At 43.3% G+C, this 17,041-nt stretch carries 18 protein-coding genes and 1 tRNA gene; 7 read left to right on the plus strand and 12 right to left on the minus strand.

All coding sequences use genetic code 11. The features are described 5' to 3' along the window. Nucleotides 1–3: 3 nt before the first annotated feature. Both HWQ23_RS01430 and HWQ23_RS01435 read right to left on the minus strand, forming a co-directional pair. Nucleotides 4–510 carry an HNH endonuclease gene (locus HWQ23_RS01430; protein ID WP_375466550.1) on the minus strand — a complete coding sequence of 169 codons (507 nt, stop codon included), beginning with the start codon at nucleotides 508–510 and terminating at the stop codon, nucleotides 4–6. A gap of 111 nt (nucleotides 511–621) precedes the next feature. Then, nucleotides 622–870: a hypothetical protein gene (locus HWQ23_RS01435; RefSeq protein WP_292822979.1), complete on the minus strand. Its 249-nt coding sequence runs from the start codon at nucleotides 868–870 to the stop codon at nucleotides 622–624. Between the two features lie 71 nt (nucleotides 871–941). Here HWQ23_RS01435 and HWQ23_RS01440 point away from each other — a divergent pair, with 71 nt between their 5' ends. The 3 genes from HWQ23_RS01440 (at nucleotide 942) to HWQ23_RS01450 (ending at nucleotide 4,585) form a co-directional block, all read left to right on the plus strand. Then, nucleotides 942–1,277, plus strand: a complete 336-nt coding sequence (locus tag HWQ23_RS01440) for a ribbon-helix-helix domain-containing protein (RefSeq protein ID WP_292822980.1) — start codon at nucleotides 942–944, stop codon at nucleotides 1,275–1,277. Nucleotides 1,278–1,949: 672 nt separating this feature from the next. Further along, nucleotides 1,950–3,968, plus strand: a complete 2,019-nt coding sequence (locus HWQ23_RS01445) for a sensor histidine kinase (protein WP_292822981.1) — start codon at nucleotides 1,950–1,952, stop codon at nucleotides 3,966–3,968. Nucleotides 3,969–3,976: 8 nt separating this feature from the next. Continuing rightward, a complete protein-coding gene (locus HWQ23_RS01450; protein ID WP_292822982.1) occupies nucleotides 3,977–4,585 on the plus strand; it encodes an SRPBCC family protein in 609 nt (202 codons plus the stop codon). A gap of 87 nt (nucleotides 4,586–4,672) precedes the next feature. On the opposite strand, the gene HWQ23_RS01455 is transcribed toward HWQ23_RS01450, so the two are convergent. After that, a tRNA-Glu gene (locus HWQ23_RS01455) sits at nucleotides 4,673–4,745 on the minus strand. A 326-nt stretch (nucleotides 4,746–5,071) separates the two neighbouring features. On the opposite strand from HWQ23_RS01455, the gene HWQ23_RS01460 reads away from it, so the two are divergent. Further along, nucleotides 5,072–6,958, plus strand: a complete 1,887-nt coding sequence (locus HWQ23_RS01460) for a cation:proton antiporter (protein WP_292822983.1) — start codon at nucleotides 5,072–5,074, stop codon at nucleotides 6,956–6,958. A 60-nt stretch (nucleotides 6,959–7,018) separates the two neighbouring features. On the opposite strand, the gene HWQ23_RS01465 is transcribed toward HWQ23_RS01460, so the two are convergent. Both HWQ23_RS01465 and HWQ23_RS01470 read right to left on the minus strand, forming a co-directional pair. After that, nucleotides 7,019–7,630, minus strand: coding sequence for a cytochrome b N-terminal domain-containing protein (locus tag HWQ23_RS01465; RefSeq protein WP_292822984.1), 612 nt, complete (start codon nucleotides 7,628–7,630; stop codon nucleotides 7,019–7,021). 251 nt (nucleotides 7,631–7,881) lie between these two features. Further along, nucleotides 7,882–8,577 (minus strand): esterase/lipase family protein, encoded by a 696-nt coding sequence (locus tag HWQ23_RS01470; RefSeq protein WP_292822985.1) that lies wholly within the window; start codon nucleotides 8,575–8,577, stop codon nucleotides 7,882–7,884. 597 nt (nucleotides 8,578–9,174) lie between these two features. Between HWQ23_RS01470 and HWQ23_RS01475 the strand changes: the two genes are divergently transcribed. Then, nucleotides 9,175–10,680 carry a hypothetical protein gene (locus HWQ23_RS01475; RefSeq protein WP_292822986.1) on the plus strand — a complete coding sequence of 502 codons (1,506 nt, stop codon included), beginning with the start codon at nucleotides 9,175–9,177 and terminating at the stop codon, nucleotides 10,678–10,680. A 232-nt stretch (nucleotides 10,681–10,912) separates the two neighbouring features. On the opposite strand, the gene petJ is transcribed toward HWQ23_RS01475, so the two are convergent. The 6 genes from petJ to HWQ23_RS01505 form a co-directional block, all read right to left on the minus strand. Further along, nucleotides 10,913–11,257: a cytochrome c6 PetJ gene (petJ, locus tag HWQ23_RS01480; protein ID WP_292822987.1), complete on the minus strand. Its 345-nt coding sequence runs from the start codon at nucleotides 11,255–11,257 to the stop codon at nucleotides 10,913–10,915. Between the two features lie 245 nt (nucleotides 11,258–11,502). After that, a complete protein-coding gene (gene petE, locus HWQ23_RS01485) occupies nucleotides 11,503–11,922 on the minus strand; it encodes a plastocyanin (RefSeq protein ID WP_292822988.1) in 420 nt (139 codons plus the stop codon). 422 nt (nucleotides 11,923–12,344) lie between these two features. Continuing rightward, nucleotides 12,345–12,836 carry a photosystem II cytochrome c-550 gene (gene psbV, locus HWQ23_RS01490; protein WP_292823039.1) on the minus strand — a complete coding sequence of 164 codons (492 nt, stop codon included), beginning with the start codon at nucleotides 12,834–12,836 and terminating at the stop codon, nucleotides 12,345–12,347. 134 nt (nucleotides 12,837–12,970) lie between these two features. Further along, nucleotides 12,971–13,186, minus strand: coding sequence for a hypothetical protein (locus tag HWQ23_RS01495; RefSeq protein ID WP_292822989.1), 216 nt, complete (start codon nucleotides 13,184–13,186; stop codon nucleotides 12,971–12,973). Nucleotides 13,187–13,373: 187 nt separating this feature from the next. Further along, complete coding sequence (locus tag HWQ23_RS01500) at nucleotides 13,374–14,210, minus strand: carbohydrate ABC transporter permease (RefSeq protein WP_292822990.1); 837 nt, start codon at nucleotides 14,208–14,210, stop codon at nucleotides 13,374–13,376. Then, on the minus strand, nucleotides 14,207–15,115 hold the full coding sequence (locus HWQ23_RS01505; protein ID WP_292822991.1) for a carbohydrate ABC transporter permease: 909 nt from the start codon (nucleotides 15,113–15,115) through the stop codon (nucleotides 14,207–14,209). The genes HWQ23_RS01500 and HWQ23_RS01505 overlap by 4 nt, the downstream gene beginning before the upstream one ends. A gap of 189 nt (nucleotides 15,116–15,304) precedes the next feature. Between HWQ23_RS01505 and HWQ23_RS01510 the strand changes: the two genes are divergently transcribed. After that, nucleotides 15,305–15,490: a hypothetical protein gene (locus HWQ23_RS01510; protein WP_292822992.1), complete on the plus strand. Its 186-nt coding sequence runs from the start codon at nucleotides 15,305–15,307 to the stop codon at nucleotides 15,488–15,490. A gap of 300 nt (nucleotides 15,491–15,790) precedes the next feature. Here HWQ23_RS01510 and HWQ23_RS01515 read toward each other — a convergent pair whose 3' ends face one another. Beyond that, nucleotides 15,791–16,006, minus strand: coding sequence for an alpha/beta fold hydrolase (locus tag HWQ23_RS01515; protein WP_292822993.1), 216 nt, complete (start codon nucleotides 16,004–16,006; stop codon nucleotides 15,791–15,793). A gap of 131 nt (nucleotides 16,007–16,137) precedes the next feature. Between HWQ23_RS01515 and grpE the strand changes: the two genes are divergently transcribed. Further along, the gene (gene grpE, locus HWQ23_RS01520) at nucleotides 16,138–16,875 is read left to right on the plus strand and encodes a nucleotide exchange factor GrpE (protein WP_292823040.1); all 738 of its coding nucleotides are present in this window, start codon (nucleotides 16,138–16,140) and stop codon (nucleotides 16,873–16,875) included. Nucleotides 16,876–17,041 lie beyond the last annotated feature (166 nt).

A 17,041-nucleotide genomic window follows, 5' to 3' on the forward strand; every position in this document is an offset into this window, starting at 1 on the left:
CTGTTATTCCAGGCTTCCTTGCATATCTATCCAAAACTGTTCAGCAAAAGAAATCGCGGGGTGCATTGGCGGTTTTGGTTTGGTACGCAGTTGCATACCAGCCTCAAACAGGGTGCGATCGCCTTTACGGGAGTTACATCTTTCACAAGCTGCGACTACGTTATCCCAAGTGTGAGAGCCGCCTTTTGATCGCGGCATCACATGATCTAGCGTTAGACGTTTGCCGCTACCGCAATACTGGCAACTGTGATGATCTCGTCGCAAAACTTCCCGCCGATTCACTGGCGGAACTTTCCACATCCGCTCATTGGAAGTGATTGTCAAGCGAATGTGTTTTGGCACATCAATTACCAAACTGGGTGAGTGAACTCGCCATCCGCCTTCTGTGGTAAAACCTAACGGTTGGGCTTTGTTGGTTACTAACAGCACAATCGCCCGCTTGATATTGATCCGACACAGTGGCAAGTAATTTTGCGAAAACACCACCACAGATTGCTCTAACACTTGCATTGCGATCGCGCCGCGCATGGAAGATATCGTCACAGCTTAACTCCTTATAAAAAAACCCCCGCTTCCTTTGGGTGAAGCGGGGGTTAGAATTGACCGGAAAATTTTCTGGTCTCATATCGGTACAGTATTTCTTCGCCTGTACGCCCCGCTTTCTTCGTCTAGTTGTGGTTTTGCAATCAGCGCACTAATGCTGAGATGTCTAAAATCATAATTACCCTCTGTGATTTGCCCATGATTTCGGCTACCATCGCCCATAAATAAATACTCCACTCCCATAGCAGCTGATTCCCAACCGGCTCGGCAATTGGTAGCGCCCAAAGAAGTAGAGATGGGGTAAATGGATTTCACAGAAAATTTCACCTATTGAACATTCCTTTAAACATACTACACTTGTATTACTATCCTGTCTATACCTTTAAGGAGAAATAGTGATGCATACGATCGCTCGCACCCCAACCACCGATATGGAAGTTACCAGCATCCGCCTAGAGCGGGAACTCAAAGATAAACTCAAAGAAATAGCTGGGAATCAGGGATATCAAGCTCTGATCCGAGATATCCTTTGGAATTATGTCCAGCAAAAATCAGGTGAGTGGAAGCCTCGATTTTCGCGATCCGACATTCGAGCTAGCATCGCTGCCACAGCTTGGCAAGAAGAACGCTGTGTACTCACAGGTCAACTAATTCAACCCCAACAACCGATGTTGCTAGGACTGACGAGGAATGGCGATATGGTTCCTCTGAGTGTCGAGAGTTTGGCTGGATAGTATATTCAGGCAATGCAGCCCAGTTATTAATCAAGACTGCTGAGTTAAAAGGCCGCCACCTCAGTTACTCCTCTGTGGAAATCAAAAAGACCACAGTGGCTCCACAAAGGGCGAGGCTAAAACCCAAGTACATCAGGACTGAGTACTTTTACTTTACTCATCACTCAGTAAGGTAAAAATAATTGGGCTGCATTCAAAATTTAGTTTCATTGATATCTTACTGAGAGTTACGGAGATCAAATAGTAGCCTGTTAAACCTACTGTATTTGAAAAAAAATGTAACAAAAATTTATAAATTAAATTAGATAATTTTAAGTAGTTTTACGTGAAATTAAGAGAATTTTTGCTGGGATTCCAGAGGAATTACGGTTTATGTATACTTAATAGATCGGATAAAGTTAATAAATTATTCCAACATACAGTAGTCAAAAATAAGCTGAATGAAGCATTTATCGGATATCTGAAGTATTCTATTACTTACGCAATACTGTAGCAATTTGTTTTATGTGGTGATTTGACTATCTGAGATAGAAAAGGGCTATAACAGGTGAGAGAAAGTATTTATAGAAGATTTGTCAATTATCAAGGTGTAGCAACACAACTAACGGTGAAGAATATGCGAAGAGGTTGGGTGCAAAAACAATGGTGTTATTATCCAAGGGCGTACTAAGAATGAAAAAGCGTTTATCGTCGCCGCCACATTACCTTGATCACACAGATCGACTACAACCTTACCAAGGGGAGCTGATGCAACATCAGGAAGAATCTGCCCGCCAGTTGGTACAAAAGATTAACCAAATCATTGCCAATAGCTCGGCGACGGCATTGGTGCTGCAAGAGATTGCCCAATTGCTAGGAGTTGTCTTTCAAGTAGATTGTTGCTGCTTGGTTTCAGTAACGGGTGAGGCATCCGACGAAGCCACTAGTAGTAATTGGTGTGCAGATAAGTATCTAGGGTTGCCGTACCCAGAAGAGATGTTTTCAATGGAACAGTTGCTTATGCACTCGCCAGTGCTGCAATGTGCTGCCCAGCCATTGAATATTGAAGACATTTCCCTGATTCACAACAGTCTGGTAATTGGTTGTCAATATTTGCCACTACCGATAAAAGCAGTTTTGGCAATTCCCACCCGATTTGGTGGCAATAATAATGGGGTGATTAGTCTGATTAAATTCCAACCTTATGATTGGAGTGAATCAGAAAAACAATTGCTCAAAGAAGTCGAGTCAGTCTGCGCGATCGCTTTTTCGGGAGTGGCACAAGCTCAACTAATTGCTCATCAACAGCAGTACCAGCAAAAGAGTAATCAGCATCAAAGCTTAATCAAGCAATTAACTATACTGAGTCGTAGCAACTTGGAGCTTAATCAAATGCTCCAGTTAGTTATCGCCTCGACTGCGGAATCTCTCCAGGCAGATCGGGGTTTGCTTATATTACTAAAATATACAGATCCACTATTTAGGACTCAAGCTAAAAAACAAATTCCGAAAGCGAAAGCTACCGTGATTGGTGAATGGGCTAGGGAAACACAAAGTAAAGGCACTAGTAAACCAAAAACCTTAAATGAGTCTTTCTTGCTTTCAGACTGTGGTTTATGCCAGCGTGCCTTCATGGATTCTGGAAAAGCAGTAATCTTTGATGACTATACAGACCAAAACGATACTTCGCCAGCTGCTGGATTATTTGCAGTAGAAGAATTGCCTGCGGTACTATTAATACCATTAGAGACTCAAGGTAAAATCTTAGGATTCTTGATACTACAGCAATCTGTGATTCGTAGTTGGCAACAAGCAGAATTAAATCTTGTAGAAATGGTTTGTGCTCAAGTGAGTAACGCCATAATTCAGTCACAGACATTGCGCCAAGTGCAAACTTTGGTAGATGAGCGGACGGCCAAACTCCAGAGTAGTCTGGAACTCCAGGCGAAATTGCATGAAAGAACACGGCAGTATGTTGAGCAGCTACGGAAACTTAACGAACTCAAAGATGAATTTTTGAGTAACATGAGCGATCGCTTGCGTTATCCCCTGACAAACATGCTGATGTCAATTCGTAACTTACGTTTGCCAGGAATAGCACCGGAGCGTCAAGTTAGATATATGGATATCCTAGAGGAGGAATGTACAAAGGAAATCAACTTGATTAATGACTTGTTGACACTCCAGAAACTAGAGTCGCCTCACGAAGCTCCACAATTAGAACCTATAGATTTAAATACTAGAATCCAGGATATAGCAGCATCTTTTGAGAAAAAACTCGCCGAGAAGGGATTAAAGATTTCTGTAGATTTACCAGAGGATTCGCTAAAACTGCAAACTGAACTGGAGAGTTTTGACCGCATTCTCCAAGAGTTGTTAACTAATGCCTGTAAATACTCACAGCATAATACCATTGTCCACTTGGAAGCTGCTCACCGAGTTGATCAACAAATTGATCAAGTTATCATAAAGGTGACGAATACAGGACATGCCATCTCCGAAGAAGAAGCCACCTACATCTTTGACAAGTTCCGTCGCGGAAAAGGGCGCTGGACTCCAGGAACTGGCTTGGGACTTGCTTTAGTCAAGTCTTTAGTGCAGCATCTGAATGGAGCGATCGCTGTTGAAAGTGTCCAAATCTCGGATTCTGAACAGAGCGAAATTTGCTTCACCCTGACTCTGCCCCAATTTTCTGACGAAAGCAAACCATAATTCTGAAAGTGACTAAAAAACAGAACACAACAGAGAACCTTGATTTCCAATCTCCCACTGATGACACCAACCTAGAAGGGGATTTATCTACTCATCCACTTGCTTTGTTGGTTAAGGTAGAAATTGAAATTGAGAAAATAGGACAGCGACATCGGCAAATTAGTGCTAAAGTCCAAATTCCCCACTCAGTGGAACAGATATGGAAGGTTCTGACAGATTATGAAGCCTTACCTGACTTTCTCCCCAACCTCGCCAAGAGTCGTCTAATCGAGCATCCCAATGGTGGAATTAGACTTGAGCAAGTAGGCTCCCAGCGCTTACTGAATTTTAACTTTAGTGCGCGGGTAGTTCTGGATTTGGAAGAATACTTCCCTAAAGAAATTAATTTCAAAATGGTAGAGGGAGATTTTAAAGGCTTTTCTGGTAGCTGGTGTTTAGAGCCTTATTCCCTCGGTGAGTATCTAGGAACAAATCTTTGCTACACAATTCAAGTTTGGCCTAAACTCAGTATGCCAGTGGGAATCATTGAAAATCGCCTCAGCAAAGATTTGCGGTTAAACCTTCTGGCTATTCACCAACGTGTAGAAGAGTTAGCCAGGAAAGAACCTAATATCTAGTTGGATTATCATTCAGGAAGAATCCTGAATGATAGTTTTGGTTACTAGATTTAGAGCAAAAAAGCTTTTGCTTTTATTGTTTTTAAGTACCCCCAGGGGAATTCGAATCCCCGTTACCTCCGTGAAAGGGAGGTGTCCTAGGCCTCTAGACGATGGGGGCATCGGACTCAGACCTTTTATAAGGTAACGAATTTCCTGGCTTTTGTCAACAGCTTTTGCCAAAAAAAGTTTATGGCAGCTAAACTGGGTGGAGGAAAAAGCTTGAAGAGGATACAAAGACATGGAGACACAAAAAGAATTCCGTAGACGCTTCTGGGAGAAGCCGCAGGGTGCGTCAGCGTCCGAATTTGGGAACTTCCAGAGACGCTCAGAGAGAAAAAACGCTGAATTCAGCAAGGGACAAAAGGTATGATCTTGTACCCTGTAGAGTTAATATCTACGGTTTTTTACAAAAGATTTTGAAATAAATCGCTCAAAATCTACAACATGGAAGCATCTTTTGAAATCACCCTACAGATGGCGATCGCTGTCTTTGCAGGCATTAGCGCCCAAGTGCTGGCTGCATACCTTCGTTTACCCAGCATCGTCTTGTTATTGCTGTTGGGCATCCTCTTTGGTTCTGATGGTCTAGGGCTGTTGCATCCCCATTTGCTAGGCAGTGGGCTGGAAGTTATTGTCGCCCTCGCAACGGCAATAATTTTGTTTGAAGGCGGACTTAACTTGGATCTGCGAGAGTTAGGCAGAGTTTCAGTCAGTCTGCAATTGCTTGTTACTCTAGGAACGCTGATCACATTGCTTGGTGGGAGTATGGCAGCCCACTGGCTGGGTGAATTTCCCTGGAACATAGCTTTTCTCTATGCTTCCATAATCGTGGTGACAGGCCCTACCGTTGTTGGCCCTTTGCTCAAACAAATCAATGTAGATCGGCAAGTGGCAACACTTTTGGAAGGAGAAGGGGTTTTAATTGACCCTGTAGGGGCGATCCTCGCCTTCGTTGTCCTCGATACGATTTTAAACGGCGATGCTGGCCCGATCAATGCGATCGTCGGTTTACTTATGCGGCTGGGTGTTGGCGCGGCAGTTGGTGGTGCTGGCGGTTATCTGATGAGCTTGATTTTCAAACGCGCCAATTTTCTGTCATTCGAGCTAAAAAACTTAGTGGTGTTGGCGATACTTTGGGGTCTGTTTACCTTATCGCAAATCATCCGCAGTGAATCGGGAGTAATGACAACAGTAGTTGCAGGAGCAGTCTTTGCTAACTCCTCAGTCCCAGAAGAACGTCTGTTACGGAGCTTTAAAGGTCAACTGACAATTCTCAGCGTTTCGGTGCTATTCATCTTATTAGCTGCTGACCTATCCATTGCCAGTGTGTTTGCTTTGGGTTGGGGTAGTTTATTCACTGTTTTGGTATTAATGTTTGTCGTTCGCCCGATTAATATCCTGTTGTGTACGTGGAATAGTGACCTAAACTGGCGACAGAAACTGTTTTTAAGCTGGGTTGCTCCTAGAGGAATTGTTGCCGCTTCCGTAGCTTCTTTTTTTGCGATTTCGCTGACACAACGCGGCATTAACGGCGGTGATTCCATCAAAGCTCTAGTATTCCTGACAATTATCATGACTGTTGTCTGCCAAGGGCTAACAGCTGGCTGGATTGCTAAATGGCTGCAAATCACCTCCAAAGACGTAACTGGGGCAGTGATTGTGGGTTGTAATCCCTTGAGTCTTTTGATTGCCCGGTTCTTTCAAGAACGCGGAGAAAACGTGGTCATGATTGATACTGACCCGGAATGTCTTGTACAAGCTGAGGCGCAAAATCTGCGGGTGATTGCCAGCAGTGCGCTGGATGCTGCTGTTTTGGAAGAGGCAGGACTTGCCTCTATGGGTACTTTTTTGGCTATGACAAGTAATGGCGAAGTGAATTTTGTTTTGGCTCAACGAGCAGCTGAGGAATTTAAGCCGCCGCGTGTCTTAGCTGTTTTCCCCCGTGATCCGCAAGCGAATACCTCGGCTAATAATAAAGTTAATCAAGCTTTTATCCCAGACTTAGCGATTAAAACTTGGAATGAATATCTCAATGATGGGCGAGTCAAGTTGGGAACAACCACGCTGAATGAGTCGGAATTTTCCACTCAATATGATCACATCCAAGAAAAAATTCGGACTGGGGTGTTGATACCACTATTGGTAGAACGAGAAGAACGTTTACAGGTAATGCCAGCTAACCAAGATTGGGAAATTGGCGATCGCATCATTTACCTGTTGCATGACCCCAGACCTAGCCTTTTAAAACGCTTATCTGGTGCTACCCAATCCACTCCCCTCTCTCTAGAAAAGTTGCCGGAGGTTGAAGACCTATCCCTGGCCCAATTTTAGATTTTGAATTTTGGATTTTAGATTGAAGGAAAAATCTAAAATCCTTGCATTGAATGACTCCTAACTCCTAACTCCTAACTCATCCTGATACATTTGCCATTCCTGCCACACTAAAGCCGATAAATTTACTATGGCAAGAATTAGCGTCGCCACCGAAATCAGATAACTATGTATTGTGTAAAGGTGTTCGACAGTAACTGTGTTTATCGCTCCACCCCCAGTCAGGATGTCGCGCAGTTGTCCACCAATAAAAGGAATAGCTTCGATGGTTCCTAGTTCAATGTTAAAACGCCAGTATCCTTCCTGAGTCCAATCTAGGATCATCGCTGTCCAATCCAGCCCGATCGCACTTAGGGTCAACAAAATCCCACTAATCCAAGCAGCCAGCCAACTCTTGCGAAATTGCCGACCTAAAAACATCACCACAATTTGAATTAGAGCGATCGCAATTACCCCATTGCCAGCAATATCATGCGCTCTCCGAAACAACCACCCGTATGGCAGTTGTGTATTAATCATTTTCAATGAGTTATAAGCTCCGCCTGCTGTCGGTTCATAGTAAAAAGACAGCATTACTCCAGTAGATACATAAATTAAACACAGAGTCAAAATCACGACTGATAATATCGTCGCTACTCGCCGCAAAATCTGATCGAACTGGGTGCTTTGCATGGCTCACCCCTCCTGTTCTTAATTAAGTATTTATTCCTATTCCAATTTTAGCTAATAATTAATAAATGTTGCATTTTTCAAAGAAAAATAAAGTTTTTTTAATCTGATATTTTGTACCATTTTCGATGAGACTAGTACCGCAAGCCGGAAGTCACGCATTCACGCATTCAAACAGGTATACAGTGTAAGAGTTTCGTTGATTTGGAATCAGTGGTTTATTTACGCCGTGTTGTACTAGTGCAAGATATCAGTCAAATCAAATATTGCACCCAAGCTTTTAAGGGTTCTGGTGAACCATACCAAATTCCAGGACTTCTGGGAGAATGCCTCACACCTTCAATCACCAGATTTTCTGCCCCTTCTAGGTGAGCAGCTTCGATGGGTGTGATTCCATCTCCCCAGGTGTTACCCTTACCACAGGTTAATTGATAACTACTGTAAGCTAACCAACTACCACGCCGCCTTTCCCCAAAGATAGTTTTGCCAGCTACACAAACGTAACGAACGTTTTTGTAAAAAGCTCCTGGGTAGTTATTCGTGACAAAATCTAGATTGGAGCGTGTCCAGCGTTCTTGACTAATATGGGGTGTACCCAAGGTGATGAGAGTAGCAACCAAGGGATGCCCTTCCCAGAGAAATGGTTTGACACCGCCGCGTGCTAAATAGGGCTTTTCTCCCATGTAGATGCGGGATATCCAGCCTCCGGCTGAGTGAGCAATCAAGTTAACTTGAGTAGCATTATGTTGCTGCAATGTATGCTTGATCGTGCGATCGAGTTGTTGCAAAATCAGTGTTACTGGTGTTCCTCCCAGAGTGGGTAGCCAGTCACGCCGTCGCAGTGGTACTGTAACGGTGGGAAAATCTAACTCTTGTAGGGATTGTTCTAGTTGACGGTAAGCGATCGCGCTTTCTAAATATCCAGGCAAAATAACTGTCGGTAACGGCATTTTAAATTTGGGATGCAATGATTGAGGGTTTGAACTTTTTTCACAAAGAAATAGTCATGATTCAAAAGCTAGAATTGCGATTGTCTGACTGACTCCTTTTATAAAAACCCAAATAGCTTTGGTGGGGTTTAAGGCTAGAACGTCAATCAAACGGTACAATTTGCAACAGTTTTAGAGGCCGCTGATGTGGTAGTATTTTCACATATGGCCTAGTTTTGGACAAGGAAGTGCGCCATCTGCCACAGAAGCCTAGTTGACTGAAAAAGACTAGAAAAAACAAGGCAACTTCAGCAGATATTTTGATGTAGTCAAACTTGTGCGTTCACTTAAAGTTTATAAATATCCCAGATATTAATTTTAATGGTGTACGTCATAACAATAAAAAATCAAAAGTAGTAATTTTTAGCAAGCTGAAATTTGAAGATATGATACAGCGTCATTGAAAAATTAAAAACTTGAATAAATGGCAATTTTGGCGTTTTGATTGCCAGCAGAGGAAATTATTATTTCCTTAGAGGGATGCATCTATTGCAATATCTTGCAATAAAGAGAAAATCGCTAGTCAACTGCAACTGAGCCGAGTGAACGATAACAGTTATGTCTTACGTCTCCCTGCTGAAAAATATACCAGAAATCTTAAGCCAGCCAATTGGGATAGCAGCGATAGCCTCTCTTGGCATCCACGGTGCGATCGCGATGATTGTGCCATTGATGCCTATGGATTCTAGCAAACCCAAACAAACAGCATCATCCAAAACAGTCGGACTTTTGGAATTGAGCCAAGCCGACCAAAACCGTTTGCCTCAAAGCACACCCCAAGTTGGTTTACAACAATTTCCTCCAGTAGCGCCACTTTCTCCTCCGAACTTTAGCGCCCAAACTGGGTTGCCCCCATTGGCACCAGCGCCATCCAGTCAGCTAGTACTGCCTCCGCTACCCCCATCATCGAATAGCTATCGGGTTTCTTCCTTGCCTACAAGGCAGTCTTTGCGGATGATTCCTAGTGAAAATTTGCGATTTGACACCTCGAAATTTGACAGTTCTAAATTCAATAGCAGCCCCAAATTCTCTCCATCAGTTCCTCGTGTGAATGAAAGTGTTAGCAAATACGAGCCACCTAAGCCACTGGCTCTAAATAGGTTGCCACAATTGCAGTCGGAGAATAGGTTGCCACAATTGCAGTCGGAGAATAGGTTGTCACAATTGCAGGCGCAGAATAGGTTGCCACAATTGCAGTCGCAGAAAATACCTGATGATATTCTGCAAAATACCCAATCAAACTTATCTAACACTACCCCGATTGCAACAGCACAGGGAAATAGGACTCTACAGATGACGCAACCGGGTAATGATGCGCCTATAATTTCTCAAAACCGGCTGATAAATTCTCTAAAACAAGCTCCAAGTTCTGGGGATAGCTTAAGCCTAACTAGGGGAAGCACGCTGAAGACACCCGGTTTATCTGGAAAAGGAACTGAACTGGCGATGTCTAACGACAAGCCGCAGAGCGTCTACGCACAGCTAGACTCCTACGCAAACCTGAGAAAGGAAGTCCAGCAACAATACCCTAACGCTGAACAAAAACCAGTCATCCGCCAAACATTACCCACGGATAAGCCGAATCTTGAAGGTGCTGTTTTGGGTGTATTAGTGGTAGATCGTGATGGTAAGGTCTTAGATATTAAGTTTCAAAACAAGTTAGTTTCTCCTGAATTACTTGTTAAAGCAAGGGAATACTTCAATAAGCAATCCCCCAAGGGAGATAAACAGATTAGTTCCTATCCATTTAACCTACGTTTCCAAAACAACATTAGCAACACCACTGGGACTACTCAAGAGCAAAAGCCCTCGTTATTATCTACACCAAGAATCAATAGCAATCAGCTTACGCCCTCACCAGCAACTAGTTTTAAACCATTACCTGATCTGCAAATCAGAAATAAGCAGTTCACGCCTTCATCGACAGCTACTACTTCCGAAGTCTTATTGCTGCCGAAAGTCAATAATAGTCAGCCTACGCCCTCTGCTGAATCGGGGCAAAAATTAGTAGAACAGTTGCGCCAAGTGAAGGAAAACAGACAAAAGTCTAATTCCGAAAACTAATCACCCACTGGTGATTTGGGATTAAGAAACAAACTAAAAGCGATGAATGATAAAAATTGTGAATTTATCATTCATTTTTAAAATATCATTTTTACAGATGACGAACTGGCGATCGCTAGTTCGTCATACGTATAGCAAACTTCTATGTTTGCTAGAAAGTTATACCTAGTAAATACACTTAGGTTTTTCCAACACAGAAATTCTCCAATGTTGTGTAGACGGTATAGCTACTTTACCAGCCTTGTTCTGCATTCTGAAAAACGTAAGCAGCTACCTCCAGAATCTCCTCAGAACTTAACTTGCTTTTAAAGGCAGGCATAGCATTTTTACCATTTTGCACTTGGTGGATAATTGCCTCAATTGATTCGCGATCATAATTTTCGAGGTACTTTGACAATGCTTCCTTTTTCAAAGTTTTCTGGATAACCAGGATGTTACCGCCACCTATATGGCAAGAAGCGCAGTTAGCCTCGAAAATTTTAGCACCGTTGGATGTTTCGGCAGCTAGTGCTGGACTAATGAATGTCAATTTGAATAGGGCGATCGCTAACAGTACGATTAATAAAAGTATTCTCAAGAAAATTTCCTCGCAACAAGCCTCCAGCAAGAGTATAAACGCGATTAATCCCTGATTAAGTCAAATTTGATCCAAATTGGCGGTAACGAGTTCACCCCTCCATCGCTACAGGTTACTTAGCGTGTTAGGCGAGGATAGGACTCATTACCGCCATTTATCCATTGTGTTTGTCACTCTAGGAGTGTGGCGTGTTGATATGAGCTTAATTTCACTGAGAAATCATCTTGTGCCAAACAACGGTGTTTCTAGCCTTCGACAGTGATTGTACCAATCATGCCAGCACCACGATGAGGTTCACAGTAGAAGGTGTAGTCACCAGCAGGTGCGTCTGCGGCGAAGGTGGTTGTTTCCTTTTGACCAGGACTCATAAGCAACTTCTTATGAGACAGAGATTTTGCTAAATCAGCGCTCTTAGTGGGGTTTTTAGCAGCATCAAAGACAACATTGTGGGGAGGAACTTTATTGTTCACCCATTCAATTGTGTCACCTGGTTTAATTGTCAACTTTTTCGGTTCAAATGCTAGCAGTCCTTTATCACTACCCAATTTCACCTTGTAGGTTTCAGCCGAAGCGCTGGGAGTAAAAACAGTAAAGCTGCTAACAACTAAAAGGATTGTCAACACAGCTAAACTAAGGCGTCGCCAGCTTGCCGAAATCAATTTCATGGCTCTCTCCTAACAAACAATTTTATTTTCCTTTCTCATTTTAAATAAAATCAACACCAAATATGACAATCTGTCATAGATACATTTTTTTTTTAATAATGGGGAGCAATTTATTGCAAAAAGGTGTGCAATCAAGTAAAAAATACTAGTACCGCAAGGCGGAATTCAAAATTATTGCATTCAAAATTCCAAATTAATGCACCGTAAGCGTTTCATTGATTTGGAATCGGTGGTTTATTTACGACCTGCTGTAGTAGATTGCCATAAATTGAGTAGGTAAGTAGGCGCAAATAATTAGAAGATGGGGAATGGGGTATGGGGAATCGGGAATCGGGAATCGGGAATGGATTTTTACCTATGCCCTATTCCCTATGCCCTATTCCCTATGCCCTATTCCCAATGACCAGTACTAACTCAAGGATTTAGTAATAGATTTTTCCGCCTCCCCACTTAGTGCCAACGATTTTGGGTTGTAAGAGAATATGACCAGCGATCGCCTCCAAATCATCATCCGTCAGATTTCGCACTGCTGTGAAAATATCTGCGCTTTTGATACTGGGGTGAATTTCGGAAATCTCTTCTTCCCCGTCGTAAGTAGTGGGATTTTTCAGGTAATCCACTAAGCCTTCAACGTTGTTACGGTTGGGTGTTGCCAGTGCCAGATCCTCTGGAGTGAGTCCCACGTTCTGGTTTGTCTTGGTAACTCCACCAGCATGACATTGGGCGCAAGCGTAATTAAATAAGCGTTTGCCTTCTTTGACTTGTTTAAGGCTGAGTACGACGGTATCACCTTGAGTATTTAATGGCACTGTTCGGGTAGCTTCGTCCAGTTCCACTGCTGTCGCGCTACCGACAATCAACTGAAACGAGAGTAAAACAGTAGCCACAACAACGCCAATTAGTCTTCTAAACATGTTTCCCCTTAAAAATTTATGACGCTCAACACAGCTAAGAAAGCGATTCTCAATCTCCAAGCTGCTAATTGCTAATGACTCATTGTTTTTTGTCATTAGCTATCAGTGATTAGCCAAAGCTCCGAGATCACCGTTCAGATGACCTCGTAATCACCCTCCAAGTCGCTAGTACTTTTTGGGCGTGTTTCAGACGATATTTGGGAAATAATTGCCTTTGCATCTTCTAACGCCAAACGGGTCTTTTGGTGTTTGTAGGCGATTCCCAGTTGGTTGCACAGAGAAAACACTTTTTCTACAGGAATGCTGTAGTCGGCTGCTATCTCTGCGATCGATAGGTCTGCAAAACCCATAATGCTTATTAACTGATAGATAGAGATTGAGTCGCTGTAATACCAATATCACGTTAGGAGTGCAATTTGTTGCCCAAATTAGGAGGGGAGTGGGGAGTGGGGAGTGGGGAGTGGGGGGATGAGGGAGATAAGGGAGATAAGAAGAATAATCAATGCCCAATGCCCAATGCCCAATGCCCAATGCTTATTAACCCTTTCCTCCGGTAAAGGTGACGCTTTGAATAAAGTAACGATTAAAAAAGGCGTAAATGCCTAAAGCTGGCAGGGTAAAGACCATAGAAGCCGCCATAATGTAGTTCCAATAGCTGATGTATTGACCTTTGAAGGTGTTCAGCCCCAAAGGGAGAGTAAACATTTCTGGGTCAAAGAGGATAACTATAGGCAATAAAAAATTATTCCAACTCCCCATAAATATAAAAACCGCCTGCGCTGCTAGTGCTGGTTTCGCCAAAGGTAAGACAATATGCCGGAATATCCCAAAGGGATTTAAGCCATCGAGTTGAGCTGCTTCCTCTAGTTCTTTAGGAAAATTAACAAAAAACTGCCGCATCATGAAGATGAAAGTGGCATTGACCATGCTAGGAACAATCATGCCTTGGTAAGAATTCAGCCAGCCGATCGCTTTTAAAATCAAAAATGTCGGAATTAGGGTGATTTGCGTCGGTACTGCCAGCACAGCCAAGATTAGGAAGAACCAAAAGCGTTTGCCCAGAAAACGCAGTCTCGCCAAAGCATAACCAGCCATTGAATTTAACAACAAGTTTAAAAGCGTAACGCTGACGGCAATCACCACACTGTTGAACAACCAGCGCCAAAATAGCGGTTCTTGGAGAAAGATTTGCCTGTAGTTATCGAGAGTAAAATTCTTGGGGAGAAAATTGGGTTGAGCGCTGACAATCTCTGTTAGCGGCTTAAATGATGCTGAAAGTGCCCAGAGAAAGGGAATTAGGGTGACGATCGCATACAGTGTCAGCAAGACGTATAACAAGACTTTGAGCCAGGATAAGCCAGAGATGTTAGTCAAATCCGTTCGCCTCCAAAAAGTCGTTGCTGAATCAAAGTGATGGCAATGATCACTGCTGCTAACAAAAATGCGATCGCAGCTGCATATCCCATTTGTAAATTCCGAAACACAGCTTGGTAAATTAGCAGCACCAAAGTTAAGGTAGCGTTGTTTGGCCCGCCAGTACCGCCAGAGAAGATGTAAGACTGGTCAAAAAGTTGAAAAGTCCCAATCACCCCCACTGCTACCACAAAGAAGGTTACAGGCTTCAGCAAGGGAACAGTAATGTGGATAAATTGCTGCCACCCATTTGCGCCATCGAGTTGTGCCGCCTCATAAAGTGTTTGGGGTATATCTTGCAACGCCGCCAAATAAATCACCATGAAAAACGGCGCGGTTGACCAAATGTTCATGATCATAATGCCTTTGAGCGCAACTGCTGGATCACCCAACCAGTTATAAGTAGGTAGCCCCACAAAAGCGAGAAAATCGTTTAGTAACCCATCGGTGTTATAAATCCACATGAAGATCAGCGTCAGCACTGCTGAAGAAGTGACTGTGGGCAAAAAATAAAGGATGCGCCACCAGTTTTTACCGCCAATCCCAGAATTCAGAGTTACCGCCAGAATTAAAGCTAGGACAGTTTGAGTTGGCACAACAATGGCTACATATTCTGCTGTGTTTCTCAAAGCAATCCAAACCCGTTCATCTTCAGCTAATCGCGTGAAGTTCCGAAAACCGATGAACTCGTACTCAATACCGCCAAGGAGTTGAACTTTTTGCAAGGAAAGAAAAATGGCGTAGAGAATGGGTAAGACTACAAAAGTTCCCAAAACCAGAATGGTGGGCATCATGAACATATACCCAGCCAAGTCTTCTGTAATGTTCCACCTGGGGTTACTCCGCCGCCTGTTGATTTCAAACACTACTAAACCTCCGCTTAATCTCGCACTAACCCGGCTGTAGCGATGAGTAGTGCATGATTATTTATCGTACTTCGTGTTCTGAACTCGGAACTTCCTGCTAAAAACTCGGAACTTCGTGTTCAGAACTCGGAACTTGAGCTTCAGAACTCGGAACTTCGTGCTAAAAACTTGGAACTTCGTGCTAAAAACTTGAAACTTCGTGTTCAGAACTCGGAACTTGAGCTTCAGAACTCGGAACTTCGTGCTAAAAACTTGGAACTTCGTGCTAAAAACTTGAAACTTCGTGTTCAGAACTCGGAACTTGAGCTTCAGAACTCGGAACTTCGTGCTAAAAACTCGGAACTTGAGCTTCAGAACTCAGAACTTTGTCTTTAGAACTTAAAACTTCATGCTCAAAACTAGGACTTACGCACTGTACAAATGCATCGTGATGTGAATTAACGATCTTGAGGAAGTTTTCAGGCTTTTCTTAATTATCCTGCGATGCCTACGGCGGTAAACTACGTAAATAGATCATGCTGTAGGGGCACAGCATTGCTGTGCCCTTACGAAAGATATGGTTTTTAACCTTGATTCATATTTGGTATTTCTTGTCAATGCGTAAGTCCTAAAATATTCTTAACCCAAGTGTATTGAGAATTAATGTACAGTCTCACCTTTATCGAAACAATGCTGTTAGCGGTAGCGGGCTGTTTCGACACGATTCAAAAATTCGCCCAAGATTTGTAAGAATCGTTCTGTCTCTTCCAAATGAGGCATATGTAAACTGTTTTCAAATAGTACCCACTCAGAGCCGGAAATACCCCGGTGAATTGTTTCAACACAAGTGGGCGTAACTGTTCGGGTTCCCACCTTAGTTGCGTCTGGGCTAACGTGTTCACCATTTGTCACAATAAGAAGACGGTGACATGACTTCCAGGAGCTTGTCGGCAAAAAATCAGCCTCAGTGGCAAGTCGTGGATGACGACGGTTGCAAGCTGTGGAGATACACTGCCATAAATAGCATCTGGAATGAGTGGACAATGATGAATGAAAATAAACAGATAAACAATACAAGCCAGCAATTGGGTGAACCAACAGAGGTAAAGCAAGCAATGAAGAGTGACTCCCCAGCCCAAATTAATTTCAATGAATCTGGTAGCGAGGTTACAGAGCAAGTGGCAGCCCAAACAAATGTATCGGGAGATACGGCTACTTTCAATTCCGAAAATAGCGTCGCTGCAACCGAGAAAACCGCAGCTTTGGCAGAACTGACTCAACAAATCGAATCCCTAAAAACGCAACTAGAAGAGCGTAGTACTCAATATATGCGGATTGCCGCTGATTTTGAGAATTACCGGAAACGCACTAGCAAAGAAAAAGAAGAGCTAGAGGCGCAGATGAAGCGGAACACGATTTTGGAATTGCTGCCAGTGGTCGATAATTTTGAGCGGGCGCGAGCGCACCTCAAACCGCAATCTGATGGCGAAATGACAATGCACAAAAGTTACCAAGGCGTTTACAAACAACTAGTAGATAGCCTGAAGCGCTTGGGTGTATCACCAATGCGTCCTGAAGGTGAAGAATTTGATCCTAACCTGCACGAAGCAGTAATGCGGGAACCTACGGATGAACATCCTGAAGGAAGAGTGTTAGAAGAGTTAGTGCGCGGATATTACTTGGGCGATCGCGTGCTGCGCCATGCAATGGTCAAAGTAGCTGCTCCCAAGGAAGATAGCCCTACTGCACCAGAAGATCAGTCGAGTCAAGCCTTCAGTTAAGCTGTAGTCGCTCGCCTCGCTGACCCAAAGTGCCTGGGTTCTAGCAAGGACGAGCATCGCGTACCTAAAACTTGGACAAGGCTTTGGGTAACAACAACACTCTCTGTGTTTCAACTTCTGACGTTGCTACCAGCAACAGGGGTTCCACAGAGGTTATCCCCTAGCC

Origin of the sequence: Nostoc sp. JL33, from assembly GCF_017114985.1 — a bacterium.
Classification (GTDB): domain Bacteria; phylum Cyanobacteriota; class Cyanobacteriia; order Cyanobacteriales; family Nostocaceae; genus Nostoc.